This window comes from Dysgonomonas termitidis (genome assembly GCF_054657735.1).
In genome coordinates this window covers 3,018,844-3,042,384 of record NZ_BAAHYD010000002.1, presented here as the reverse complement: position 1 = coordinate 3,042,384, position 23,541 = coordinate 3,018,844, and the positions used below count along the sequence as shown (strand labels likewise).

Annotated in this window: 13 protein-coding genes and 1 riboswitch; of the genes, 6 read left to right on the top strand and 7 right to left on the bottom strand. The window is 38.9% G+C overall.

The features are described 5' to 3' along the window. Positions 1-57 precede the first annotated feature (57 nt). Positions 58-250, top strand: a riboswitch (cobalamin riboswitch). Between the two features lie 398 nt (positions 251-648). Genes ACYQ3L_RS16520 through ACYQ3L_RS16500 form a run of 5 tightly spaced genes read left to right on the top strand, consistent with a single transcriptional unit; the run spans position 649 to position 8,453 of the window. Then, entirely contained in the window at positions 649-2,712 is a 2,064-nt protein-coding gene (locus tag ACYQ3L_RS16520; RefSeq protein ID WP_379995304.1) for a TonB-dependent receptor, read from the top strand. Continuing rightward, on the top strand, positions 2,709-3,878 hold the full coding sequence (locus tag ACYQ3L_RS16515) for a YncE family protein (RefSeq protein ID WP_379995302.1): 1,170 nt from the start codon (positions 2,709-2,711) through the stop codon (positions 3,876-3,878). The genes ACYQ3L_RS16520 and ACYQ3L_RS16515 overlap by 4 nt, the downstream gene beginning before the upstream one ends. Positions 3,879-3,921: 43 nt before the next feature. After that, positions 3,922-5,727: a PKD-like domain-containing protein gene (locus ACYQ3L_RS16510; RefSeq protein ID WP_379995300.1), complete on the top strand. Its 1,806-nt coding sequence runs from the start codon at positions 3,922-3,924 to the stop codon at positions 5,725-5,727. 38 nt (positions 5,728-5,765) lie between these two features. Next, complete coding sequence (locus ACYQ3L_RS16505; RefSeq protein ID WP_379995297.1) at positions 5,766-6,554, top strand: hypothetical protein; 789 nt, start codon at positions 5,766-5,768, stop codon at positions 6,552-6,554. Positions 6,555-6,578: 24 nt separating this feature from the next. After that, positions 6,579-8,453, top strand: a complete 1,875-nt coding sequence (locus ACYQ3L_RS16500) for a DUF5074 domain-containing protein (protein ID WP_379995295.1) — start codon at positions 6,579-6,581, stop codon at positions 8,451-8,453. Between the two features lie 156 nt (positions 8,454-8,609). Here ACYQ3L_RS16500 and ACYQ3L_RS16495 read toward each other — a convergent pair whose 3' ends face one another. From ACYQ3L_RS16495 to ACYQ3L_RS16465, 7 genes are all read right to left on the bottom strand, one after another. After that, on the bottom strand, positions 8,610-9,479 hold the full coding sequence (locus ACYQ3L_RS16495; protein ID WP_379995293.1) for an endonuclease/exonuclease/phosphatase family protein: 870 nt from the start codon (positions 9,477-9,479) through the stop codon (positions 8,610-8,612). Positions 9,480-9,492: 13 nt separating this feature from the next. After that, positions 9,493-11,253 (bottom strand): RagB/SusD family nutrient uptake outer membrane protein, encoded by a 1,761-nt coding sequence (locus ACYQ3L_RS16490; RefSeq protein WP_379995291.1) that lies wholly within the window; start codon positions 11,251-11,253, stop codon positions 9,493-9,495. Between the two features lie 21 nt (positions 11,254-11,274). Next, positions 11,275-14,547 (bottom strand): SusC/RagA family TonB-linked outer membrane protein, encoded by a 3,273-nt coding sequence (locus ACYQ3L_RS16485; RefSeq protein ID WP_379995289.1) that lies wholly within the window; start codon positions 14,545-14,547, stop codon positions 11,275-11,277. Positions 14,548-14,909: 362 nt separating this feature from the next. Beyond that, positions 14,910-18,077: a TonB-dependent receptor gene (locus ACYQ3L_RS16480; RefSeq protein ID WP_379995287.1), complete on the bottom strand. Its 3,168-nt coding sequence runs from the start codon at positions 18,075-18,077 to the stop codon at positions 14,910-14,912. Between the two features lie 119 nt (positions 18,078-18,196). Then, entirely contained in the window at positions 18,197-19,423 is a 1,227-nt protein-coding gene (locus tag ACYQ3L_RS16475) for a nucleoside permease (protein ID WP_379995286.1), read from the bottom strand. Positions 19,424-19,440: 17 nt separating this feature from the next. Further along, a complete protein-coding gene (locus ACYQ3L_RS16470; RefSeq protein ID WP_379995284.1) occupies positions 19,441-20,229 on the bottom strand; it encodes a S1/P1 nuclease in 789 nt (262 codons plus the stop codon). Positions 20,230-20,747: 518 nt separating this feature from the next. Beyond that, positions 20,748-21,839, bottom strand: a complete 1,092-nt coding sequence (locus tag ACYQ3L_RS16465; protein WP_379995282.1) for a GntR family transcriptional regulator — start codon at positions 21,837-21,839, stop codon at positions 20,748-20,750. A gap of 362 nt (positions 21,840-22,201) precedes the next feature. Between ACYQ3L_RS16465 and ACYQ3L_RS16460 the strand changes: the two genes are divergently transcribed. Continuing rightward, positions 22,202-23,509: an SMP-30/gluconolactonase/LRE family protein gene (locus ACYQ3L_RS16460; protein WP_379995280.1), complete on the top strand. Its 1,308-nt coding sequence runs from the start codon at positions 22,202-22,204 to the stop codon at positions 23,507-23,509. Positions 23,510-23,541 lie beyond the last annotated feature (32 nt).

Here is a 23,541-nt window from a genome sequence, read left to right as displayed (position 1 = left end):
CGAATTATTCTTCTAAATTAATTCATATTAATTAGGATTAGTTTTGAAATTTATCCTACCTTTGTCTACTGTTTTGGTGCCACTTTCTGCATTCGTAGATAGTGGTGAAGAGGGAATCAGGTGCAAATCCTGAACAGACCCGCTGCTGTGAGTTCTTAATAGTTTTACACATTCTTATGCCACTGGATAAATCCGGGAAGGCGTGTAAAATGGAACGAGTCAGAAAACCTGCCAGAGCAAATTTTGTCAGGTCTTTTTTGTGTCCTACTTTTTATATTTGGACCTTACTCTTGTAAAGTCTATGTATCCAGAATACAAAAAAGAATTGTCAAAAGGAGTTTTATGAAGATAAAACTGTATATGGTTATTATTGTAAGTCCATAGTATTAAACCATGTCCAAGTATGGTCTCATGTATGAAATAGTACTATACGATACAAATAATTGCTTATATTCAGATAGTTATATCTTTAACTTCTATTGTCAGAAGACCTGCCAAGATTGATTAGTTTAAAGCTTTCGGGAAATGAAGCTGAAGAACACTGATAGGAAATCAATCTGCGCTTTGTGCTTTTGCCTTTCTTATTCACTCAATCTTCATTATAATTAATTTTCTGTAAGCTATTTGATAACGTTCATTTAGCTAAAAATGTATTTGCATAATACTAAAAAACTAATTTCGATAGTTGTACTATTGAATATTTTTCAGTTTGCTCATGGTCAAAGTAAACTGGACAGTATTCAACATCTCAAAGAGGTTGTTGTTACGGTCAGATCATATAAAGAAGTAATTCCCGCACAAAAGTTAACAGGCGAAGACCTAAAGGCTCTCAATAGTTTCTCTGTTGCTGATGCCATCAGATATTTTTCAGGGATACAAGTTAAGGACTATGGAGGCATAGGAGGACTCAAAACAGTCAATATCCGCAGTATGGGTACGCATCATGTAGGCGTATTTTATGATGGTATACAATTGGGAAATGCCCAGAATGGACAAATCGACTTAGGAAAATTCTCCCTCGACAACATGGAGGATATTTCCCTATATAATGGGCAGAAGAGCGACATATTTCAGCCGGCTAAAGATTTTGGTTCATCTGGCTCAGTATATCTTCACACTAGAACTCCTCAATTTTCAAAAAACAAAAATTATAACCTGAAAACTACTTTAAAGACCGGTTCTTTCGACTTAATAAACCCTTCGGTCTTATACGAACACAAAATAGGCAATGACTTAAAAGCTTCTTTTAATGTCGAAATGATGAATACTTCGGGAAAGTATAAATATCGTTACAAGAGAGTTTATCCAGGTTTAAAAGAAGTGATGTATGATACTACGGCTGTACGCAAAAACGGAGATGTTTTTTCTTTCCGTTCAGAAGCCGGTTTATACGGTACGATCCCTGATGGTTTGTGGAAAGTTAAATTATATTATTATGATTCAAACAGGGGACTTCCGGGAGCTATTGTCAATAATGTGTGGAAAAATTCGCAACGTCAGTGGGACAGGAGCTTTTTTGTGCAAGGCTCTTTTCAAAAAAGTGTAACGAATAAATATGAAATACAGGCTAATGCAAAATTTGCTTACGATTTTATGCGCTTTCTCAATCCGGATACCACGACTATGCGTATTGATAATTCTTTTCATCAACGGGAATGGTATGGCTCATTAGCTAATAAATATGCTATAACTCCGAATTGGGATATCTCGTTATCTACCGATGTACAATATAATTCTCTGAGTTCGGATATGCCCGGCTTTTTCTTCCCCCAGCGGACAACTTCGCTGATAGCACTGGCCAGTGCCGTCGAAATGGGCAATTTCAAAATACAAGGAAGTATCCTTGCCACATTCGTCAATGAAGATCTTAGAATTGGGAACTATAATCCGGATTCTCCCTATCAGGATACTGTTGTTGCCGCTCCAGATAAACAAGAGTTGACCCCCGCATTTTTTATTTCTTATAAGCCTTTTCGAAACAAGGATTTAAATTTCAGGGCTTTTTATAAAAAAATATTCAGAATGCCTACATTCAATGACCTGTATTATACAAACATTGGCTTTTCAGCGCTAAAACCGGAATTCACACATCAGTTCGATGTCGGGTTCCAGTATAGCCGTTCGTTCAAAAATGGATTTATTAAATATGTCCAAATGCAGGCAGATGCATACTATAATGAAGTAACGGATAAAATTGTGGCTGAACCGGCAAAGAGTAGCCTATATCGCTGGACCATGACCAATATAGGGTCCGTAGAGATATGGGGAATCGATGCCTCTTTGTCCGCTGCATTTCAATTGCTTTACGATATAGGTATGAATCTAAAACTGGCGTATACGTATCAAAAGGCACAAGATTTTACAAGGAAAGATAATCCGGTACTGCAGGAAATGAGTTATGGCGGGCAGATAAACTACATCCCCTGGCATAGTGGTTCGGTAATAGCCAGTATGACACATAAATCGTGGCAGCTTAATTATAGTTTTATATATGTTGGGGAACGTTACGAAAATTCTGTCAATATACAAGAGTTTTACCAGCAACCATGGTATACCCATGATATGGCTATTATCAAAAACTTCAAGATGAATAACATCAATATGCGTATTGCGGGTGAAATCAATAACCTGTTCGGCCAAGACTATGAAGTAGTATTAAATTATCCGATGCCAAAACGAAATTATAGAATCTTATTGACTATAGAGCTATGAAAAGAACAATATACTTATTTCTATTTACTATTATAATAACGTTCGGCTTCAGTGCTTGTCGCGAAGATATAGAAATGATTCTTTCTGAAGACCAACTTATGGGAGAGCCCAGGGAAGTTACCGGATACAGAGGCTTTTATTTGCTCAATGAGGGTAATATGGGCAGTAATAAAGCAACTTTGGATTATTATAATTTCGAAACCGGAGTTTATACACGGAATATCTATGCCGAAAGAAATCCCACAGTCCCTAAAGAAATGGGGGATGTAGGCAATGATGTTGGTATTTATGGCAGTAAATTATATGCAGTAATCAATTGCTCTAACAAAGTAGAAGTAATGGATGCCCAGACGGCCAAACGAATCACCCAGATAAATATTCCCAATTGCCGCTTTATTAAATTTCTCGGAAGATATGCATATATAACATCCTATGCCGGTCCTGTAATAATTGACCCCAATTACGAGCAGATAGGCTATGTCGCAAAAATAGATACCACAACTCTCAAAGAAGTAGATCGTTGCCTTGTGGGATTTCAGCCCGATGAGTTAGAGATCGTGGATGGTAAAATTTATGTCGCCAACTCGGGAGGTTATATGGGAGCTAGCAACACAACAGGTTATGAGCGGACTGTATCTGTCATAGATATAAAAACATTCAAAGAAGAAAAACGGATAGATGTTGCATATAATCTGGAAAGAATAAAAGCCGATAGCCGTGGTGACCTTTGGGTAAGTTCTCGCGGAGATTATAAGGGACTGCCAGCCCGTCTTTATTTTATTAATAAACAGTTGCAAAAGGTAACAGATACTATTCCTGTCGCTGCCACAAACTACTGGATCGACGATGATATGTTATATGTTTACGGAACAGAATGGAGCCATATCACTCAAGATTGGACTATATCTTATAGTCTTGTTGATACACGTACCCACAAAATAATTACTAAAAATATCATAACAGATGGTACTGATAAAGAAATACAGAAACCTTATGGTATCATGGTTGATCCGGAAACAAAAGAGATATACATAACCGATGCCGGAAACTATGTAACTCCCGGCCTTCTATATTGTTTTAGCCCGGAAGGGAAGAAAAAGTGGGTGGTGCGTTCAGGAAACATACCGGGGCATTTCGCTCTGCAACCTATATATAAAAACGAATGATTATAAGACATATAAATAATTGACAAAACTAAATTCTCATATTATGAATAATAAACACTTATTGATTTATGTGTTGTTCCTGTTCGCCTTTCTGTCAGCATGTTCCGACAGTAGTGACGAGGACGTTCTAGCACCAGCGATCTCCGGACTGGAAGATAAATATACTGTACTGGAAGGAGATGCCCTTGATCTGAAGCCTGTTATTACAAATGGTAATCCGGAGAACTATAGGTGGCTTTTGGATGGTCAGGAAGTAGCGAATACATTAAATTACACCTTTAAAGAAAGGGTAGCGGGAAGCTATAAACTTGTGCTAAATGTTACAAATGCAGGAGGAAGCGTGCAAAAAGAAATTGAAATTACTGTCGTGAAAAGAGATTCCCCTCCTGTTATTACAAATTTGGATGAGAAATATGTAGTTGATGCGGGTACAGAACTGAACTTATCTCCCTCGATAGTTAGCGATAGCGAAGTGACGTATTCATGGTTACTGGAGAGTAGGGCAGTGGCAGATACCAAAGACTATGTATTTAAGACCTTAGAGTCCGGAAAATATAAGTTGATTTTGAATGTAACGAATAAAAAAGGTACAACTGAAAAAGAGATTATAATAATAGTAAACGGAGAGAGTATCAAAGTTGAGACTCCGGTATATACTATTCTTTCACTTGAAGCCCCGGCATACTTAACCAATGTAGAAAACGTAAAATGGGAAGTTCTGGATGCTCCGTCCGATTTGTACAGGCTTTCTTCTGCAAATTCTAAAACAGCAATGTTCGTTGCAGCTAAAATGGGAGAATATAATTTACATGTGACAGATGGAGAAATAAAAAGCGTAATAAAGATTACAGTAAAAAAAACGGAGAAACAATTAAGTTCTTATATATCCAAAGTCTTTGACTATCTCCCCGCCCCGGGTCAATTTGTTAATAAATTACCCGAATATACAGAAGGTGATACACATGCAGATATGGTAAGGAAAGCAAACGAATGGCTGGTTGGAGAAGATGCCTGGATGATTACCCTTGGAGGATGGGGGGGATATGTTACAGTTGGATTTGACCATACGATTATAAATGTTCCGGGAAAACGTGATTTCAGAATTAACGGAAATGCCTTTGGCGCCAATTACGGGCGTCCGGGAGCTCCTTTTGGCGGAAGTTGCGAACCCGGTATTATCATGGTCGCATATGATAAAAACAAAAACGGAAAACCTGATGAGGATGAATGGTACGAAATTAAGGGTAGCAGTAACTTTTCTGCTGATAATGAGCCTTGGTTTTCTTATGCAAAAGAAAATAAGAATGATACTAAAGTTTACCGTGACTATGAGATGACATATTATAAACCGGCGAAAGAAGATCCGGAAATAATTGGTGAGCCTGATAATCCAAACGCATATATGACAATCGAAAAATATATCCGATGGAAAGATAATAAGAACAATAGTGGATATAAAGTAAAGAATGTTTACCATCAGCAAACCTATTATCCGGCATGGATCAAGGAAAATCAGATGACTTTTAAGGGGATACGATTGCCAGAGAATGGAATAAATGAAGGGAAATATGTTCCCGGTATTAATGAGGCTAGCACCTATTTTGTTTTATATGCTTTCAGATACGGATATGTGGATAATTATCCGAATCTGGATGATAATTCGGGCATTGATATTGACTGGGCGATAGATAAAAATGGAAACAAGGCTGATCTGCCAGGTATTGACTTTGTGAAAATATACAACGGAATAAACCAGGAAAATGGGTGGCTTGGAGAGTGCTCTACCGAAGTTGAACGAGGGGAGGATCTGCATATGTCAGGAAAAAGTATAAATACTATAGACGAGTAATCGTAATTAATTAATCTTGTTAACAAAAAGTAAAACTTATGAAAAAATTATTCTCTTATCTAATTCTGATTTCCTTAATAACACTTTTTTCTTGTTCGGAAGAAAATGTAATTATGGATAACTCAAATGTGTCGGGTGCAAAAGAAAATACATTTACTGTACAAGGACAACCTTATGATTTATCAAAATCGACAATTAGGGGTATTGAATCAGCGTATTTAACCAAATCAGCAGATACTTCAAATGGGGGAGATCCGGATTTCACAATGGATGATGTAAAATTCTGGGTGGGAACAGGTACGAATAAAGCAGCATTGGTTATAGAATGGCATGATGGTAAAACACCCGATGCTTTAGTCTGGGGGTACAAATGGAATGGAGATGCGTATGGTATTGACATGCTCAGGGAAATTGTAAAGGCGGACCCAAGGCTTATCTTCCTAACTCATATGACTGGGTCTATGGGTTATACTATTGCCGGATTGGGGTATAATATCAATAAATCAGGCAGCCACTATCTCATTTATAACAATGAAACCAATAATCCTATATATCCGGTAAACGGGATAGTGACTACAAATGCTTACAATTATGATAGCTGGACATATTCAGACGCAGCTGATCACTGGTGTGCAGGATGGTATAATGGATACTGGAGTTATTGGACCAAAGATTCGTTGGCAGCCGCATGGGGATACTCAAGCTGGGGTGCATCAAGCCGTAAACTCATCAATGGCAGTTGGGATGGCTGGTCTTTCCTTGATGATATGAGCCAATGGGAAGGAAATCAGTTAGGAAGTAAATTCTCGGCAGCATTGCCAGACTAATTTTAAACTATTTTAAATACAAAAATGAAAAAAGCAGTAAATTACTTATTTATTCTAATGAGTTGTATAGTTTTATTCAGCTGTAGTGAAGACTATGACGACTCTTATCTTAGAGGGGAGATTGACAAAATCAAAACAGAGGTTGAGTCCTTAAAGAATCAGGTGTCATCCCTTGAAACGATTGTGGATGCCTTAAACAAAGGGAAAGTTATTACCACCGTTGAAGCATTGAGTGATAATAAAGGATATAAAATAACCTTTAATGATGCTACCTCAATTGAAGTGCTGAATGGGGAAAAAGCTCCGGTTGTTGGAATAAAAGAATCAGACGGTATATATTATTGGACAATAATAACCGATAAACAAACAGATTTTCTGACCGATAAAGATGGTAATAAACTACCTGTTTCCGGTAAAAATGGAGAAAGTCCAAAGGTAACGATCGATTCTGAAGGATACTGGACGATAGATGGAACCCGGATCGAGGATGCGAATGGCGACTTGGTAAAAGCGCAAGGAGATTCTTTCTTCAAAGAAATAGAAGAAAATGAAGATACAGTTACATTTATTCTCGCTGATGGTACATCTATTGTTATACCCAAATCACAAGGCACATTCCTGTCCTTTGAAGTTACTTCGGCTGTCTTTAATGCAGGACAGGCTCAAAGGTTGAGAATAAAGTTTGCTAATATTCAATCGATGGAAGTCATTTCGAAACCGGAGGGATGGACAACAAATATCCATATACCGGACAAATATGTAAATGTTGTAGCCGCACAAAGCGGATATGGTATAGGTGAGCTTAAATTGCAGGGTATAGACAAAAACGGACTAACTTATTTAGCTGTAGTAAAAGTTAGTATTGCGGGTAAAGGCTATTCTGCCGTTGATGGTGTCTTCATTCTGAATGAAGGGAATATGACCACAGAAAACGGCTCGTTAATTTATATATCCCCTGAAGGCCAATTATATGATCGTGTTTATAACAGCTCAAATGGAACAGAACTTGGTAATGTTACACAAGACTTGTTTATTCAGAATGGGAAAATGTATATAATTTCTCAAAATGGAAGAAAAAATCCAATAGGAACTGGTTTCGAAAATGATGGCATGTTAGTCGTAGCTAACAGTGAAACTTTAAAAAAGGAAGCTTCTTATAATGATGAACTTTCTAATCTGAACTGGCCGACTCATATTGCTGTACTTGATGATGAAAATATCTTTATAAGGGATAATTATGGCGTTCATTTATTCAATAGTAAAACAAAAGAATTGACATTGATTACCGGAACAACAGGCGCTAAGAAGAACAGAATGGCTGTGGCAGACAATAAAGTTTTTGCTTCCATTGGCAGCAAGCTGGTCGTACTGGAGAAAGGAAAGACGAATGTGACCCAAACAATTGACATGGGTGCGGCCATCAGTGGCGTAATCAAATCGAAGGACGGTAATCTATGGGTGTCTACAACTGGGTCTCCGAATAAGATATCAAAAGTGAGCAGCAGTAACTATTCTACAATAAAGACGAACGAGATAACTATCGGTAAAGTTGGAGCAGGAGCAGGAGCTACACCGGGTATTACAGCAAAAGGTGACACACTTTATTATAGCAATGCCTCGACTACAATATATCGTCATATCTTTAGTACCGGAGAATCGAAAGAGATGGTAAATGCAAAAACATTCGTTACCAATGCAAATATTGTATATAATAATATTGCTGTACATCCGAGGACCGGAAAAGTATATTTGAATACAATAAAAGCCTATGGATGGGATTTTCTTATCAATAATATAAGTGTATTCGATCTGGAGGGTACAGAGCCGGTGCTAAGTAATAATTACCAGAATTATACCCATTTCCCTGCCGGAATATTTTTTCCTGCTGATTTTCAGTGAATAAAATGATGATATAATTATAAAGGCTGGCTGCTGCGCAAAGTTAGTTAGTCCTGAAAGATATCAGAGTAAAAGATAACAGCTTTCAAATCTATAGGTTGAAAGCTGTTTCTTTATATCTTTCCCGGTTCACAGACTACGAAAAGCCTGTGATCTCTAATATTCCGCCTGAATAAGTACAGGAAAATGATCTGAAGGAAAGCGCCCGTTTTGCATATCGTTCAGCACACCGTATCTCTTCACCTTAATATCAGGGGTTACCCATATATAATCTATACGGTTTTTTGCTTCAATATCTATCTTGAAGCCATTAGAGGTACCTACGGTTCCGTAACACGGGTATTCGCTGATTGTATATGAATCTTTCAATAGCTTATCATTAGATAATATAAGGACCGGTGCGTCCGTTGGCACAGCATTAAAATCACCTGTAACAAATATACTGCTCTTATTTCCTGCTATTTGCCTGATCCGTGCCAACAAGAGTTTGGATGATTCCTGACGGGCAATCTTTCCCTGATGGTCATAATGAACATTGAAAAAATAGAATTCTTTTTCATTGTTCTTATCCCTGAACTTACCCCAAGAGCAAATGCGGTTGCAGCATGTTGCATCCCACCCTTTTCCCGGAACATCCGGAGTTTCGGAAAGCCAGAAGTTACCGTTATCCAACAGTTCGAAGCGATCTCTCTTATAAAAGATAGCAGAGTGCTCGCCTCCGTCTTTACCGTCATCACGTCCGGCTCCGATATAGACATAACCATCTAATTCTGCAATATCATCCAGCATATGCTTAAAGCCTTCCTGAGTTCCAAATATATCGAAATCGTGGAACATTATCAGTCCCTTCACCATTTCTTTACGATTGGGCCAGGCATTTACGCCGTCGTTCGGAGTATCCATCCGGAGGTTGAAAGTAGCAATAATCAATTCGTTCTTGTTGTCTGTGATCCCATCCATTGCTCGTGATGGCATTGAAATTGCTGATAGGACAGCAAACAGGTACAATAATATTCTTGTTTTCATATTCTTTTTTTAATTATTCCCAGCCGGGATTTTGTTTCAGATTCTTATTTTTATTGATAGCCGACTGTGGTATTGGATAATAATATTGACGTCCGTTGCTATACCAGATACGAGGGTCTGCATCTGACCAGGTAAGATTGCCAGAAGTAGATCCGGTCAAACCTTGCTGTGTACCGTCTCCTACGGAAACCGGCGTACAACTGGCTGGTAAGCCTGATGGTTTTTCTCCCTTATAGAAGATAACATCCATAGTACCATTGTGGTCAAGATCCATTTGTACATTCAAAGCCGGTACATATATTCCTGTCCAACGCATGGTCATCAGTTCGCCACATTTCCATCGTTTAAGATCTGTAAAACGAAATCCTTCCAATGCCAGTTCGATAGAACGCTCGCGGCGTATTTCGAGGATTACGGGGTCGGATATATCCGGGAAGTAGTTTTCCTGGAAATATGTATCTACTTTGGTCGGTTTATTATTTACACCTCCTGTAATACCTGCACGTGTGCGCAATTTCCCTACGGTGTTTGTCCAATCAGCATCCGTAAGAGTCCCCAATTCAGCTTTAGCTTCGGCATAATTAAGTAATACCTCAGCATAACGAAACAATGGTATTGCATTGGTATTCAAAGCTCCGGCATCATATTTCGAAGCATCGAGAGTATATTTTATCGGTTGATAGCCGGTATAAGAATACCCATTGAAATTGGGCGGAACAAGGGCTCCGTCTCTCTTATAACCGGGTGTACGGATTGTCTGGGCTAGCCTTTTATCCCTATTCTGACATTCTTCGTAAAACTGCATAGTTTCGTATCCTGCACGGTCTGTATAAGGTGTACCATCTATATTAAGAAACGTATTTACAAAGGTACGTATCATACTAAAGCGTGCTCCATATGTTCCCGATGTCCACCACCAGTTTGCCTGGCCTAAAATAGCTAATCCTGCATCAGCACAACTGGCAAGCATAACTTCAGATGTAACCGGTTTATCGTTTATAAATAAAGCCCGGAACGATGCATCTTCACCCGCTCCCGTATAAATTGTATAATCGCTTTCGTTCATTAAAACTTCGGATGCACTGATTACTTCCGTATACCATTTATCCACTGTATTGGTCAGGCCCAGATCTGTATGATAGCGGCGAAATGAGGCTTCAAACAAGCAAATACGCGATTTCAACGCGTATGCAACCCATTTTGTAACTAATGAACCTGTATTATCCTTGGCAAGGGAAATGTTTTCACATGCATAATTGAGATCTTCCAGAACATGATCCATTACCACTGTACGTGAATCCCGGCCTGCATAAAGTAATTCGTCATCGATGGTCAATGGTCGGTCTATCCACGGCACATCACCGAAGCGTACAATTTTGGTGTAATAGAAGTAAGCACGAAAGAAACGGGCCAAACCTATATAGTGGTTTCTTACAGATTCGTCTATTGCTTCGCTGTTACAGTTTGCAATAAAATAATTTATATTGCGTAGATCTGACCATGACCAGCCCGAGCTAAGTTCGGCCGAATAAGCTCCTTCACGTATAAAGTTATCAAAACTGGTAACGGCACCATAATCGCTCATTGCATCCTGCCTGAATCCGTCTGCAACGGACGGGAGCATATTGTAGAAAGAGTAAGAATATGTTTGCAATCCTTTCTCTGTGCCGAATATTGTTTCTTTGGTTACTGAATCCTGCGGCATTTCATCTAAAGAGCAGGAAGAAAGAAACAGTAGACAGATACTTATCGAAAAATATATAATTCGTTTCATATTGTTCATTGATAGTTTTTATTAAAATGTAATAGACAAACCTAAGCTAAAACTCTTCATTAGCGGATAGCTGTTTCCATCTCCGCTGCCACGTTTTCCGTTCAGGCCCGATGACATATCGGCGTCGGTAAGATCGGGGTCGGAACCATATATATTTGTTACATCCAGATCTTTTGTGTGTTTGTAAAGAGGAGACCAGTTCCATATATTTTCGGCAGAAGCATATACACGCATATTTTGTATTTTGGCTTTTGTTACTATTTGTTTGGGTATAGTATATCCGATCTGCAAGTTTTTCAAACGGATATAGGCTACATTCTGCAAATAGCGGGTCTGGGGAGTTTCTTTCAAAGAATTATTATACCCTGCATAACGCGGCAAATAGGCATCTTTATTATCTTCTGTCCAGTAGTTGCCCATATGCCACTGAGGTAAATTATTGTAAGGACGATTATATTGTCCCCAGAAAATACTTTCAGAACTGGGATACCAGTCCTGCTTTCCTACACCTTGGAAAAATGCCGAAAAGAAGAAGTTATTCCAATCTGCAGCGATATTGAAACTGTACGAATAGCGGGGAAGCATGTTTCCGATAACCTTTTTGTCGCCATGGTCGTCAACCGTATTGTTTCCATAGTCTATAACGTTATCGTTATTGAGATCCTTTATTTTCACATCCCCGGGATAGGTTATACGTTTAGATGACGATTGTATCAGCGTCTGGTCAGCATGGTTGTCTATATCTGCCTGATCGGAAAACAAACCTTCCGTCACATATCCCCAAATCTCTCCGACTCGCTTATTTACATAATAGTCGTTGAGATCTCCTGTGGCGTTGTTATATCGGTCTATTGTAGATATATAATCGGACAACGTACCACGTATATTGTAGTTGAAAGGCTTACCACGCAGCATGAACTGATCTTGCCATGTCAGTGTTATTTCCCATCCTTTAGTCGTCAGGTCGGCATAGTTACCTTTCGGTGAAGTGGCTCCGAAAACATCGGGTAAAGTTTTTCCTACAGTGTACATATCTTTTGTCTTGCGGACATAATAGTCGCCCGAAAAGCTGAGTCTGCTGTTTAGCATACTAAAATCTAACCCTGCGTCTGTTGTTGTTGCCGTTTCCCAGGTTAGTCCGTCAGGTAACACATCCGGGGCATTGGTATATTTGTTTTTAAGCCCGTTTAATACTCGGTCTGATGTCTTGATAGACAATAGTTCGAGATAACTGTAAGGAGAGATATTACCATTACCCAGCGAACCATAGGAGGCACGCACTTTAATATCCGAAAGAATACTACGGTTTACTTTCCAGAATGGTTCTTCCGATATACGCCATCCTCCCGAAACTGAAGGAAAGAACGCCCATTGTTCTTCGTTAGGAAACTTGGACGACCCATCGTAACGTCCGTTTACTTCCAATAAGTAACGGCTGTTGAATGCATAGTTGAGGCGGAAGAACCCTCCGGCTACACGCCATTTGTTATACCCACCAGAAGTTGTAATGGCATCACCTAAGGCCAGATTTATATTTTCCAGATCGCTAAGCAACAACCCATTACGCTGAACATTAGTGCTTTTATATCTTGATTGCTCGTAGTTATACCCTATCATCCCTTTAAAATAATGCAGGCTGTTGAAAGTGTCTTCGTAATCGGTATAAATATTGGTAGCAAGGTATTCTGTTCGCATGCTGCTTTCTTTCAGGTCATTATACTGAGTACTAAGCTCCCTTATTTCACCGTCATTGATGCTATATGGAACAGGCACACGGCGTTGTGTTTGATTATTATCGGTATTGCGGAATGTGAAGTCTCCTTTGATATGAACCTTGTTTTCCAGAAAAGAAGCTGTGAATCCGGTAGTATTCTTTAAAATCCGGTTATTAGTATCAATTCCATTCTTTCCATAGATAAAGTCTCCAATAGAATATGCGGCAGAGAATGTAAGGCTGCCATCGGGATTGAAAATGGGGGAGGAGGGGTGTCCTTCGTCAGAAATATTACGCCAGATAGAACCACCTTCTCCTACATTGATGGGATTGTGGTAATCCATATTAGAGAAGTCCATATTATTCTCTATTTTTAACCAATCATATACCTGTATCGAACCTTTTGCACGCAGGTTCATCATTTTATAATCGTCAGTATTATATTTGAACAGACCTCCATAACCATAGAAACGTCCTGATAGGTAATAATTCAGTTTCCCATTATTTCCGGTTATAGATAAATTATGATCCTGAGCATAAGTATTCTTCTTGTAGAGGGCATCATAATAATCTTCGTTACCGTAATAAATATATTTGCCATTGGCATCTACGGTAACCTGACCGGTGGTGCCCTGTTCCTTTCTTTTTCTGAACTCTTCCAACCATCCAAGTGAAAACTCTTGGGATTTATTGATATTCTTAGGATCGGCAGAATAGTTGTTCCACGCATGATAAGCTTCATAGAAATGTGAAGCATATTCGTATCCATCTGTAACAAAGTCTGGTACAGTGACAGGCTTTTGTATAGAAAAGCTACCGGAATATGTAATGGATGTTTTATCTTTTGCAGGTTCTTTAGTTGTGATCAGTACCACCCCAAATGTACCGCGTGCGCCATAGATTGCTGCCGAAGCGGCATCTTTTAGTACAGTTACACTGGCTATATCATTCGGATTAAGCATCGAAGGATCACCTTCTACTCCATCTATCAAGATCAGGGCGTTTCCCCCCTGTCCTATGGATGTGGTACCACGTACGTTATAACTGGCAGAACGGGTTGGCTTGCCATCTGTCAACTGAATATTCAGATTTGGGATCGCACCTTGCAAGGCTTGGGTAACATTCGGTACAGAGCGATTTTCAAATACTTCGCTGGTTATTTGATCTACAGCTCCGGTCAGGTTAACTTTTTTCTGAACACCATACCCGACAATGATTACATCATCTAAAGTCTTGGAGTCAGGTTGCAGTATGATTTTAAGATATGTTTCATTCCCTAATGTTATTTCTTGTTGTTTATAGCCTATAAAAGAAACAACTAAAATTTCTCCTTCTTCCGGAACCTGAAGAGTAAATTTACCATCTACATCGGTCAGAGCACCGAATGTCGTACCTTTTACTGAAATGGAAGCGCCTATTATAGGCTCGTTCGTAGAATCTAATATAAGCCCTCTTACTACCCTGCGGCTTTGTGTCTTACTATTCTCTTTTTCTACAATAATAGAACTGATTGCCTCTGATTTGAGTAATTCATTTTCCCTATCATAGGATGCAGCATACAGCTGTTTTGATGGGTACACGAAATACAAAATTAAACAGCAGGCAAAAAAAAGTTTCTTCACCAAAATTTTCATTGATTTTAATTTAGACATTAAACAAATACAAATAATTACTTTTAGCTAGTGTAGTGATGAAATATAATATCGATATAGCTTACCTCACACGCAACGAAGGTAGAGTATGCTTATTAAGATTTTTTATCAATATTGTTTTATTATTATTAACAAAGGTTATGGTGTTTCTAGATGCAAATCATCACCCCTGTTTATCAGGATAATGAGGAAGACACGGATTATGAACCCGGATACTATATATAAAAAATCGGACATTGCAATTTTGTAAGCAATGCCCGAATAAAGTGATGTATGAAAAGAGAGTAAGTTTAGAAGATATATTTTAGTCCAACCTGACCTCTCCAGCGAGAATAGTAATCACTATATGAGCGCATGTTGAAATCAGCATCGTGTAAGAACTGGAACTGGCCATTACTGAAGTTGACAGGGCTGTAATAAGTGGACGATCCTCCGGCAGATGCGTAGCGTCCCCATTTTTTATTCAGCATATTCCCTATATTCAACATATCGAATGAAAGCTCAAGCGAATGAACTTTGTTGCATACATTGAAATTGAGTTTCTGTGCAATGTGGAAGTCAAAGTGATGTTCAAAATCCTCATTGTCCGCATAACGCTCATAATATGAGCCCTGGTGTTTACTCAGATAAGGATCATTTGCAATCCAGGCTTTCATATTGGCCTTCTGCTGATCGGCAGAATAAGCAGTTGTAGACAGGAACGGCATTTGGTCGATCTGAGCATTGGTAGGTATAAAAATCAGGTCGTTGCCATTTGAGCTATCGCCGTTCAAGTCACCGTTATAATATATTGAGTAAGGAGCCCCCGATGAACCTGTATAAATGAGGCCTACAGTAGTTGTCCATGAGTTACAGCCGGTATTACCGTATTCTTTATGGTAAAATATTGAGGCATTGATACGGTGAGGGATATTAAAGGCTGAGAATCCCAGTTCAGGATCGTTGGAATTACCTCGTGTATAGTTATAAGCCCAATTCGATTGTGCTACGGAAGAAGTACCGCTATTCAAAGACTTGGAACGCGTGAATGTATAAGAAGCCATCAGGTCCAACCCGAAGTCAAACTTCTTTTCACCTTTCAGAGATAAATTGTAAGAATAACCCTTACTTGTATTCGACAGGGCATAAATATATGCATAGTCGGTTCCCGTAGTTACTCTTCCAAACATTGGACGCTGATCGAATTCCAGACCTGAAACGGTTTCACCCAGAGTTTTTCCATTCACATCGTAAGCCAGATTCTGGTAAAGAATATCATTCAGCGTTTTAGAATAGATGGCTTCAGCAGTCCAGTCGATACCACCCAATTCAAAATCCAGGCCTAAGTTTAGACGAAGATTCTGAGCAAATTTGAAATCATCACTGAATACATTGATAGTCTGGCTACCTGCGGCAGTCAATTTATCTGTATTTTCCCGTTGCCTGTTTGGATCGAGAATCAAAGACAAATTACCTGCGGAAGTAGTATTGTATGTAGATAACTGGATACCTGTATTAGAGAAATTATTACTTAACCATACAAAAGGAATACGTCCCGTAAAAATACCAACCCCTCCTCTGAGAACATATTTGTTATCTTCACCTGCATTCCAGCGGAAACCCAAACGTGGAGAAAACATCGGGGAACTGCTTAATTTCTGGTTTGTTTTGAATCCCCAGCTTTTAGAAGCCGCATATTCATTAAATCCGGCATTCTCGGCAGGAGTATCAAAAAATAAAGGGATATCCATACGAAGGCCTAAAGTCAGGTCGAGTTTATCCGTCACATTCCATTTATCTTGAGCGTATAAGCCTAATTGTCCGGCTCCGAATGCTGCTTTCCATAAAGGATCGCCCGTTACATCTACATTTGCCTGAGAGAATCGGTACTGACGGATTTTACCTGCATAGAAATCGTCTACACTACTAAAATAATAGGTGCCGTAAGCATCCTGAATGAAGAGGTTGGCAAAATTATAGAACTCATTGTGGGTACCGAATGTCAGGGTATGATTACCTTTATATAATGTAAGGTTATCTGTAAAAGACCATATGTCCTGATCGAGTGAGTTGGCCATAGAAGACCGTTCATTACCTATATTTAACGTACCGTCTCCTACATTTGAAATCTGAATCATCGGAAACGGAGATCCCGGGTCGCGCCGGTCACGTGCACGAACATATGATGTACGGAATTCATTACTTATATTATCTGAGAAACGACTTTGTAATTCTGCAACGAATGTATTGGTTTTAGACACAAAATCATAACTATAATCGGAAGTATTCAGATTTGATGCAGAACTCACACTATTCAATTGTTTTGCGGAAACGAGACTCCAGCGAAAAGCAGCTTTATGTTTGTCATTAATGTTCCAGTCCAATCTGGCACCTGCTTTATCCGACTTTGTGTACACATCAGAGCTACTGAATTCTCCATTATAGGTTACCCCTTGTGCTTCGGCCATCTCCTTTATTGTATTCATTATTCTTTGTGCATCGGTTGCACTGATTTTCGAAGCAGGATCGCCTAAGCCATATGCATTGGGATATTCTTTGTTTGCTTTCTCATAATTGGCAAAAAAGAATAGTTTGTTTTTAATAATAGGCCCTCCAAGGGTAATTCCGGTCTGATATTCCGATTGCTTGTCGTATTTTTCGCTGGTCTGGCCGTTCATCAGCGTATATTTTTTACCTATTAGATTTTGATTGTTGCCAAAGCCATAGGCTGACCCGTGGAAAGTATTAGTTCCCGATTTTGTAATGGCATTGATGGCACCACCTGTAAATCCCGATTGGCGTACATCAAAAGGTGCGATGTTTATCTGGATTTGTTCGATTGTTTCCATAGATACGGGCTGAGTTCCCGCCTGCCCGCCATTGGAGCCGTTACTTGTAAGGCCAAAAACATCATTATTCATCGCCCCGTCTATCTGAAAACTATTGTAACGGTTGTTGATCCCGGCAAAGGACATTGCTCCTGTATTACTTATATTCACCTGTGGATTCATGCGGATAACATCGGCAATACCATGTGTGATAGAAGGCATACGGGTGATTTCATCAGCATTCATACTTGTTGCTGCCCCTGTTTTATTTGCAGCGACACCTGATTTCCCGATCACTACCACTTCATTTAAGGATTGGGTTGATTCCTTCAGGAGCGTTGAAATATTAGCTGTTTCTCCTAATTTTAGAGTGATTTGGGAAAATACGGCCGTCTCATATCCTACATATGATATTTTGATCATATAAGGGCCTCCGGCACGCATACCCTGGATAGTATAACGCCCGTCTGTATTTGTAGCACCACCGTAGAACGTTCCTGATGGTTCATGAACAACCTGAACCGTAGCTCCAATAATGGCTTCATTGTTTGAATCTGTTATTTTGCCACTTATCGATGATGTGGTGACCTGAGCAGATGCAAAGTAATTTATACCTGAAATGATTAACAATAATAAAATAATTCTTTTCATATAGTTTGCCTATTTTAGTTCGGCACAAAGCAATAGGAAAAGAGTTTCTTTGTGCCTAACTAAAAGTTACGTTTTTGTAAAGTTGTAATTTAAACAGATGTTAAAGCCGTGTAATAATCCTATATTGATTTTTTTGGATTAAATAATATCAAAAACAATATTCCTAAAACAAGTGCATATCCGGCAAAGACAAACCAGATGTTTTCCCAACTACGATATCCGTTCATATCAGTGAAATAATCTACTACCCATCCGCTCAGTTTAGTCCCTATTATAGTGCCGATACCATTAGTCATGAAAATAAAAATTCCCTGTGCACTTATCCGGATCGTAGGATTTACCTGCTGTTCGATAAAAAGGGAACCTGAAATCTGAAAAAAATCGAAAGCCAGCCCATATACAATCATGGAGAGAATGAGAAAGATAAAACCGCCTCCGGGATCTCCTATACCAAAAAGGCCGAAGCGAAGCATCCATCCTGCAATACTCATCAACATTACTGTTTTAATACCATACTTCCTCAAAAAGAAAGGTATGGCAAGTATAAATAAGGCCTCCGATATCTGCGATACGGAAGTCAATATACCGGGATGCCTGACAGTAAATGAATCCGAATAAGTGCCCACTAAAGAAAAGTCCGTTAGAAAGGGCTGTCCGAATGTGTTTGTTATTTGCAGGGCGGAACCGATCAACATAGAAAAGATAAAAAATATTGCCATTTGCCTTTCCTTGAATAAATGCAGGGCATCTATACCAAATATATTTTTTATGGAAATATTTTCCGATGAGTGTTCCCTTCGGTATTTTGGTAATGAGAGCGCATAAATACCATATAATAAAGATGCCGCACTTGTCAGATATATTTGTTGTTTCGAAGTTGTCCACCGGCATATGTCAACCATCCACATTGCGCCGATAAAGCCGATAGTACCCCATACCCTGATTGGCGGAAAAGATTTGACAATGTCCAGCCCATTGAATTTCAGTGTATTATATGAAAGGCTGCTGGCTAGTCCTAATGTGCTCATGTACATGGAATTATATAAAAGCATAAGCCAGAAAAAATGTTCGAAAACTGTTGTCCCGGATAAAAGGAATAGAACAATACTGCCTCCGATATGCAGTATACACAACAAGCGTTCTGCATTGATCCATTTATCAGCAATTACCCCTATAATGGCCGGCATTATAACAGCCGCAATACCCATTGTAGCAAATATGCTGGCTGTCTGGCTGCCTGTAAACCCCAAAGAATTACCCAGATATACCCCTAATGTGGTGAGCCACGATCCCCAAATAAAGAATTGCAGGAAATTCATTATTATGAGCCTGATTTTAATACTCATATGTACTATGTTTAAGATTAAAAACAACTATTAAGAATAAGGGCAAGCCTGATTCCGGCACGTTGTAACTGTAACTCTACTATGTGTTTATATTTGTATGAATAGCCATAAGATAATTCATCGCCACTCTGAACAGAAGAATATATCTCGTTAGTTAACCGGTATGTTTCGAAAAGCCAGTCGGAAAGATTACCCTCCTGTATCAGCTTTTGTTGTGATTTAGAAATGTTGCCCAGTATAGATGCATATTCAATATAGCTGTATTGCTCAAAATCAATTAGATTAGAATCCCATATTGCATGTATATTACTGTTTTCCCTGAACCATTTTACGGTAATTCTGTTGCCACCCAAATCTTCTTCCCGCCCTATATGCATGGGCTGATGCAGGTCGCCCACAAGGTGTATAATAAAGTTGAGTGCTATACGCCTGTCTTCTGTAGAGGCTTTCTTGTTTTTCAGTATCGCTTCCAGTTTTGGAATTTCACTATATATATTTTCCTGTTTAACGGCTTTTATAGCTTTCCCGAACTCCAATCTGTCCAAATCAGACGGGATATTGATATAATGCCATACATATGTATGTTTCCATATGCCGGTGGTATCCGACCGTATTTGATCTGCCCAGTCGGATGAATATGCCATCGGATAGCCATTTAATAATTTCTTAATTTTCATGTAAGACTTCCTGCTCAGATTTTGTTCTGCAATCTGTGCAATTATTCTGTGACCGCTTTTTCCCCATGCATATATTGTGGTATGGGAAAGAGTGGTAAGCAAGATAAGTAACAGTATCGTTTTTTTCATAAAATAAGTCTATATTTATTTCATATTCAATGGATTCGTTTAACTTGTCCAGATGGTTCTCTCCGGAACCATCCGGCATATACATAAAAAGAAAACCGGATATACAGCTCTGGACCTGGCTGGCTTTTCCGATTTTCTTTTTTAGTATAAGTGCCGATATAAAGTAATGTTATTAATGATTTATTTTATACAAAGGGAAATAATATTTGTTACAAAAACTTTACAAGGTTGTTGTAAAAGCGTTAACATTTTATTGTGTCTTATGGAAAAATGCGGTTGCAATCCGAATTTGGTATATGTACAATATTCAGACTTCATAAGAATAACCGGGAGAGAATAAGATTTAATGTAAGAATAGGATATTTTTCCTTTAAAAGTGGACCATGGGCTATGATGGAAGGATATCTATTAAATAAGATTTACGCCTGAATACCGGCTGTACATGCATAACCGACTTATCTAAAACAAGTTAGGAATATGGGGTGTTGAAGGATAATATACAATTTTTTTTGTCTTTTTTATATGAACCTGCTTGATTCTCTGGCTAGCAATGTTCCTTCCAAATTCACGGTCAACGCTTTCGGGCTAGGATTTTTGAGGCGCAAGAACATCATATCTATCGCCACATCTGTTATATTTGTACAAGGTTGCCGGAAAGATGTAAGAGGATATTTCAGGTGATCGGCGTATTTCATGTCGTCATATCCTGCGACAAGAACATCAGAAGTTATTTTGATTCCCAAGCCATCTATCGATGACATTAATACGGCAGCAGTTGAGTCGTTAGCGCATATAATACCTGTTTTTCGAGGTATTATTTTTAATGACTTTACTAACTCTGTATCTTCGGGGTTACCCATTACAATATTGCTTTTAGTAAACTGCAAATCACTGTCCTGCATAGCCGCCGAAACGCCATAAAAACGCATATTGACAGAGTTCGCTGAATCAGGTCTGGAGAAAAAGTAAATTTTTTCACAACCTGCTTTTATTAAATGCTGAGCCATGATATATCCGGCATGAAAATTGTCAAGACAAACCAGATCGAAGCGACTTCGCAATGGGAAATCCAGGATATCCCTGTCTATAAGTACTATAGGGATTCCTGCATCCTCCAATTTCTTACAGATTTCCTTGTTAAATTTTTCAGCATCCCTGATCCTTTCCAAAGGTGCGAAAAATATGCCGTCGACATGCTGGTTGATGTAATCCATAGTGCATTTTTCTATAAGATCTCTTCGTAGTTCAGCATTACTCGTAGTGGTGCCCTCCCACAGGCAGTTGAACAGTCCTTTTTTAGATTGGTTGAGAAAACGTTCGTTTATGATCGAAAATATCTCTGATTCTCCCGCTCCGGGCAGTAAAAGGCCAAATAAAGGGATGTCTTTTTGTGTTTTGTAGATCACCGTGGTGCCCATCCCCGGTCTTTTTACCACATATCCCTCATCCTGCAAGGTGTTGTATACCTTGGCTATTGTTGGTCGCGAAACAGAGTATTTTTCGGCCAACACCGATTCGGTAGGAAGGTAAGACTCGAACGGATATACATTGTTTATTATCTCGTTCTTTAATACATCATATATTGTTTTGTAGCTCCATTTAATACTCATCACATTTTCCTTAATTGAAAAACAAAGTTAACAATTATTTCTTAATTAATCAGAAATGCGCTTCTGGAATGTAAATAGTTTGTTACATATTTTATTTTTCCATTTGTAATCAGGATCGTCTTATATTTTATGTATTCTTATTCTGTTTCTTTGAAAATTGTTTTCATTGTGTTTGTATTTTATTTACATATTATTTGCATTATAAAAAAATATAGTTACATTTGCGGTGTTGATTCTTTACAGAGGTAAGCAAACGTTTGATTAGTGCCGGGGAAACATATTCTTATTTTGTAATGATCTTATAGATAACGATTAGGGAAAATTTGATGGTTACCGCTATTCTAAAATTTAAATTTAATAACATGAAAAAAAAATCTGATTTATTATTTAAGATTGGTGTCTTTTTCACCTTCCTGATCCCAATCTTTTTTCAAAATTGTAAAGAAAATGAAAATATAGGATTGGCATATGATCCTAAAATGCCAATCGTATGTGAGGAGTTTTTTCCCGATAGTGGAGGTGTTGGAACCCAACTGATTATCAGAGGCTCCAATTTCGGGATAGACACATCGTTGGTCAGAGTATCGGTCAATGGCAAAAATGCGGCAGTGATCGGAGTCAATGAAACCGTTATATACGCAGTAGTCCCCCGGAGAGCAGATGTAGGGCCTGTAGAAGTAACGATAGGCAAAGATAATGAAAAACAAGCCCACACTTTTCCTAATAATTTCGAATACCGGTTTTCGCAAGTAGTATCTACTCTTTGCGGACATACCAAAAATGATGGAAGCAGCGAAGTTATAAACGGTACGCTCGAAGATGCGTGGCTTGTAATGCCTCGTACCTTAACAGTTGACAATGAGGGTGATCTCTATCTGATAGAGGAGGGTAGAGGGCTGCGGGTTATATCACAGAGCAGAAATGAGGTAACTTCTCCTTTCCGTGGCTCTGGAGGGATGTCCAATGCTGTGATGCTTGATTTTTCGGCCGACTATAACACTCTATATATTACTAATGAGGTGTGGGATGATAACGGAATCGGTCTGTTTACAACTACACGTGACAATGGTTTTATGAATGCTAGATCCTTAATAAAGCAAAAGCAGGCATCAGACGTTGCAGTAAATCCTGTAGATGGTACACTCTTTTATGCATGCAAACCGGGAGGAAGTGTTTATAGATATGACTTCGAGACCAAAACATCCACCCTTGTAACAACACTCGGCGGCGATAACTTTATCAGTATGACATTCACACCCGACGGAAAGATTCTCTATCTTATGGGTGCGGACACAAATGCTATTTACAAGTCAATTTACAACTTTACTACAAAAGGGCTTGAAAATCCAACTGTATTTGCAGGTACACAATTCTCTGCCGGATATGCTGATGGAGTAGGCACTGCGGCACAATTCAGAGTGCCTTTCCAGGGAGCTGTCGATGAGGATGGTAATCTTTATGTAGCTGAATTTAATCATGTTATCCGTAAAATTACCCCTGATGGTGTAGTTTCTACTTTTGCGGGAGTACCGGAACGGTCGGGTTATATAGACGGAAAGCCATCGCAGGCAAGATTCAAAGAGCCTATGGGGGTGGCAGTTGACAAAGAAGGTACAGTTTATGTGGCTGACAGGGGGAATCATCGCATTCGTATGATCAAATATGATTGATATTCAGAATACTAATCTAAAATGGATAACAC

What these genes read in the sequence shown, in the direction of transcription:
- ACYQ3L_RS16460 (WP_379995280.1), top strand. Translation starts at nt 22,202, where the DNA reads ATGAAAAAAAAATCTGATTTATTATTTAAGATTGGTGTCTTTTTCACC.
- ACYQ3L_RS16480 (WP_379995287.1), bottom strand. Translation starts at nt 18,077, where the DNA reads ATGAAAAGAATTATTTTATTATTGTTAATCATTTCAGGTATAAATTAC.
- ACYQ3L_RS16470 (WP_379995284.1), bottom strand. Translation starts at nt 20,229, where the DNA reads ATGAAAAAAACGATACTGTTACTTATCTTGCTTACCACTCTTTCCCAT.
- ACYQ3L_RS16515 (WP_379995302.1), top strand. Translation starts at nt 2,709, where the DNA reads ATGAAAAGAACAATATACTTATTTCTATTTACTATTATAATAACGTTC.
- ACYQ3L_RS16490 (WP_379995291.1), bottom strand. Translation starts at nt 11,253, where the DNA reads ATGAAACGAATTATATATTTTTCGATAAGTATCTGTCTACTGTTTCTT.
- ACYQ3L_RS16475 (WP_379995286.1), bottom strand. Translation starts at nt 19,423, where the DNA reads ATGAGTATTAAAATCAGGCTCATAATAATGAATTTCCTGCAATTCTTT.
- ACYQ3L_RS16500 (WP_379995295.1), top strand. Translation starts at nt 6,579, where the DNA reads ATGAAAAAAGCAGTAAATTACTTATTTATTCTAATGAGTTGTATAGTT.
- ACYQ3L_RS16505 (WP_379995297.1), top strand. Translation starts at nt 5,766, where the DNA reads ATGAAAAAATTATTCTCTTATCTAATTCTGATTTCCTTAATAACACTT.
- ACYQ3L_RS16510 (WP_379995300.1), top strand. Translation starts at nt 3,922, where the DNA reads ATGAATAATAAACACTTATTGATTTATGTGTTGTTCCTGTTCGCCTTT.
- ACYQ3L_RS16520 (WP_379995304.1), top strand. Translation starts at nt 649, where the DNA reads ATGTATTTGCATAATACTAAAAAACTAATTTCGATAGTTGTACTATTG.
- ACYQ3L_RS16495 (WP_379995293.1), bottom strand. Translation starts at nt 9,479, where the DNA reads ATGAAAACAAGAATATTATTGTACCTGTTTGCTGTCCTATCAGCAATT.
- ACYQ3L_RS16465 (WP_379995282.1), bottom strand. Translation starts at nt 21,839, where the DNA reads ATGAGTATTAAATGGAGCTACAAAACAATATATGATGTATTAAAGAAC.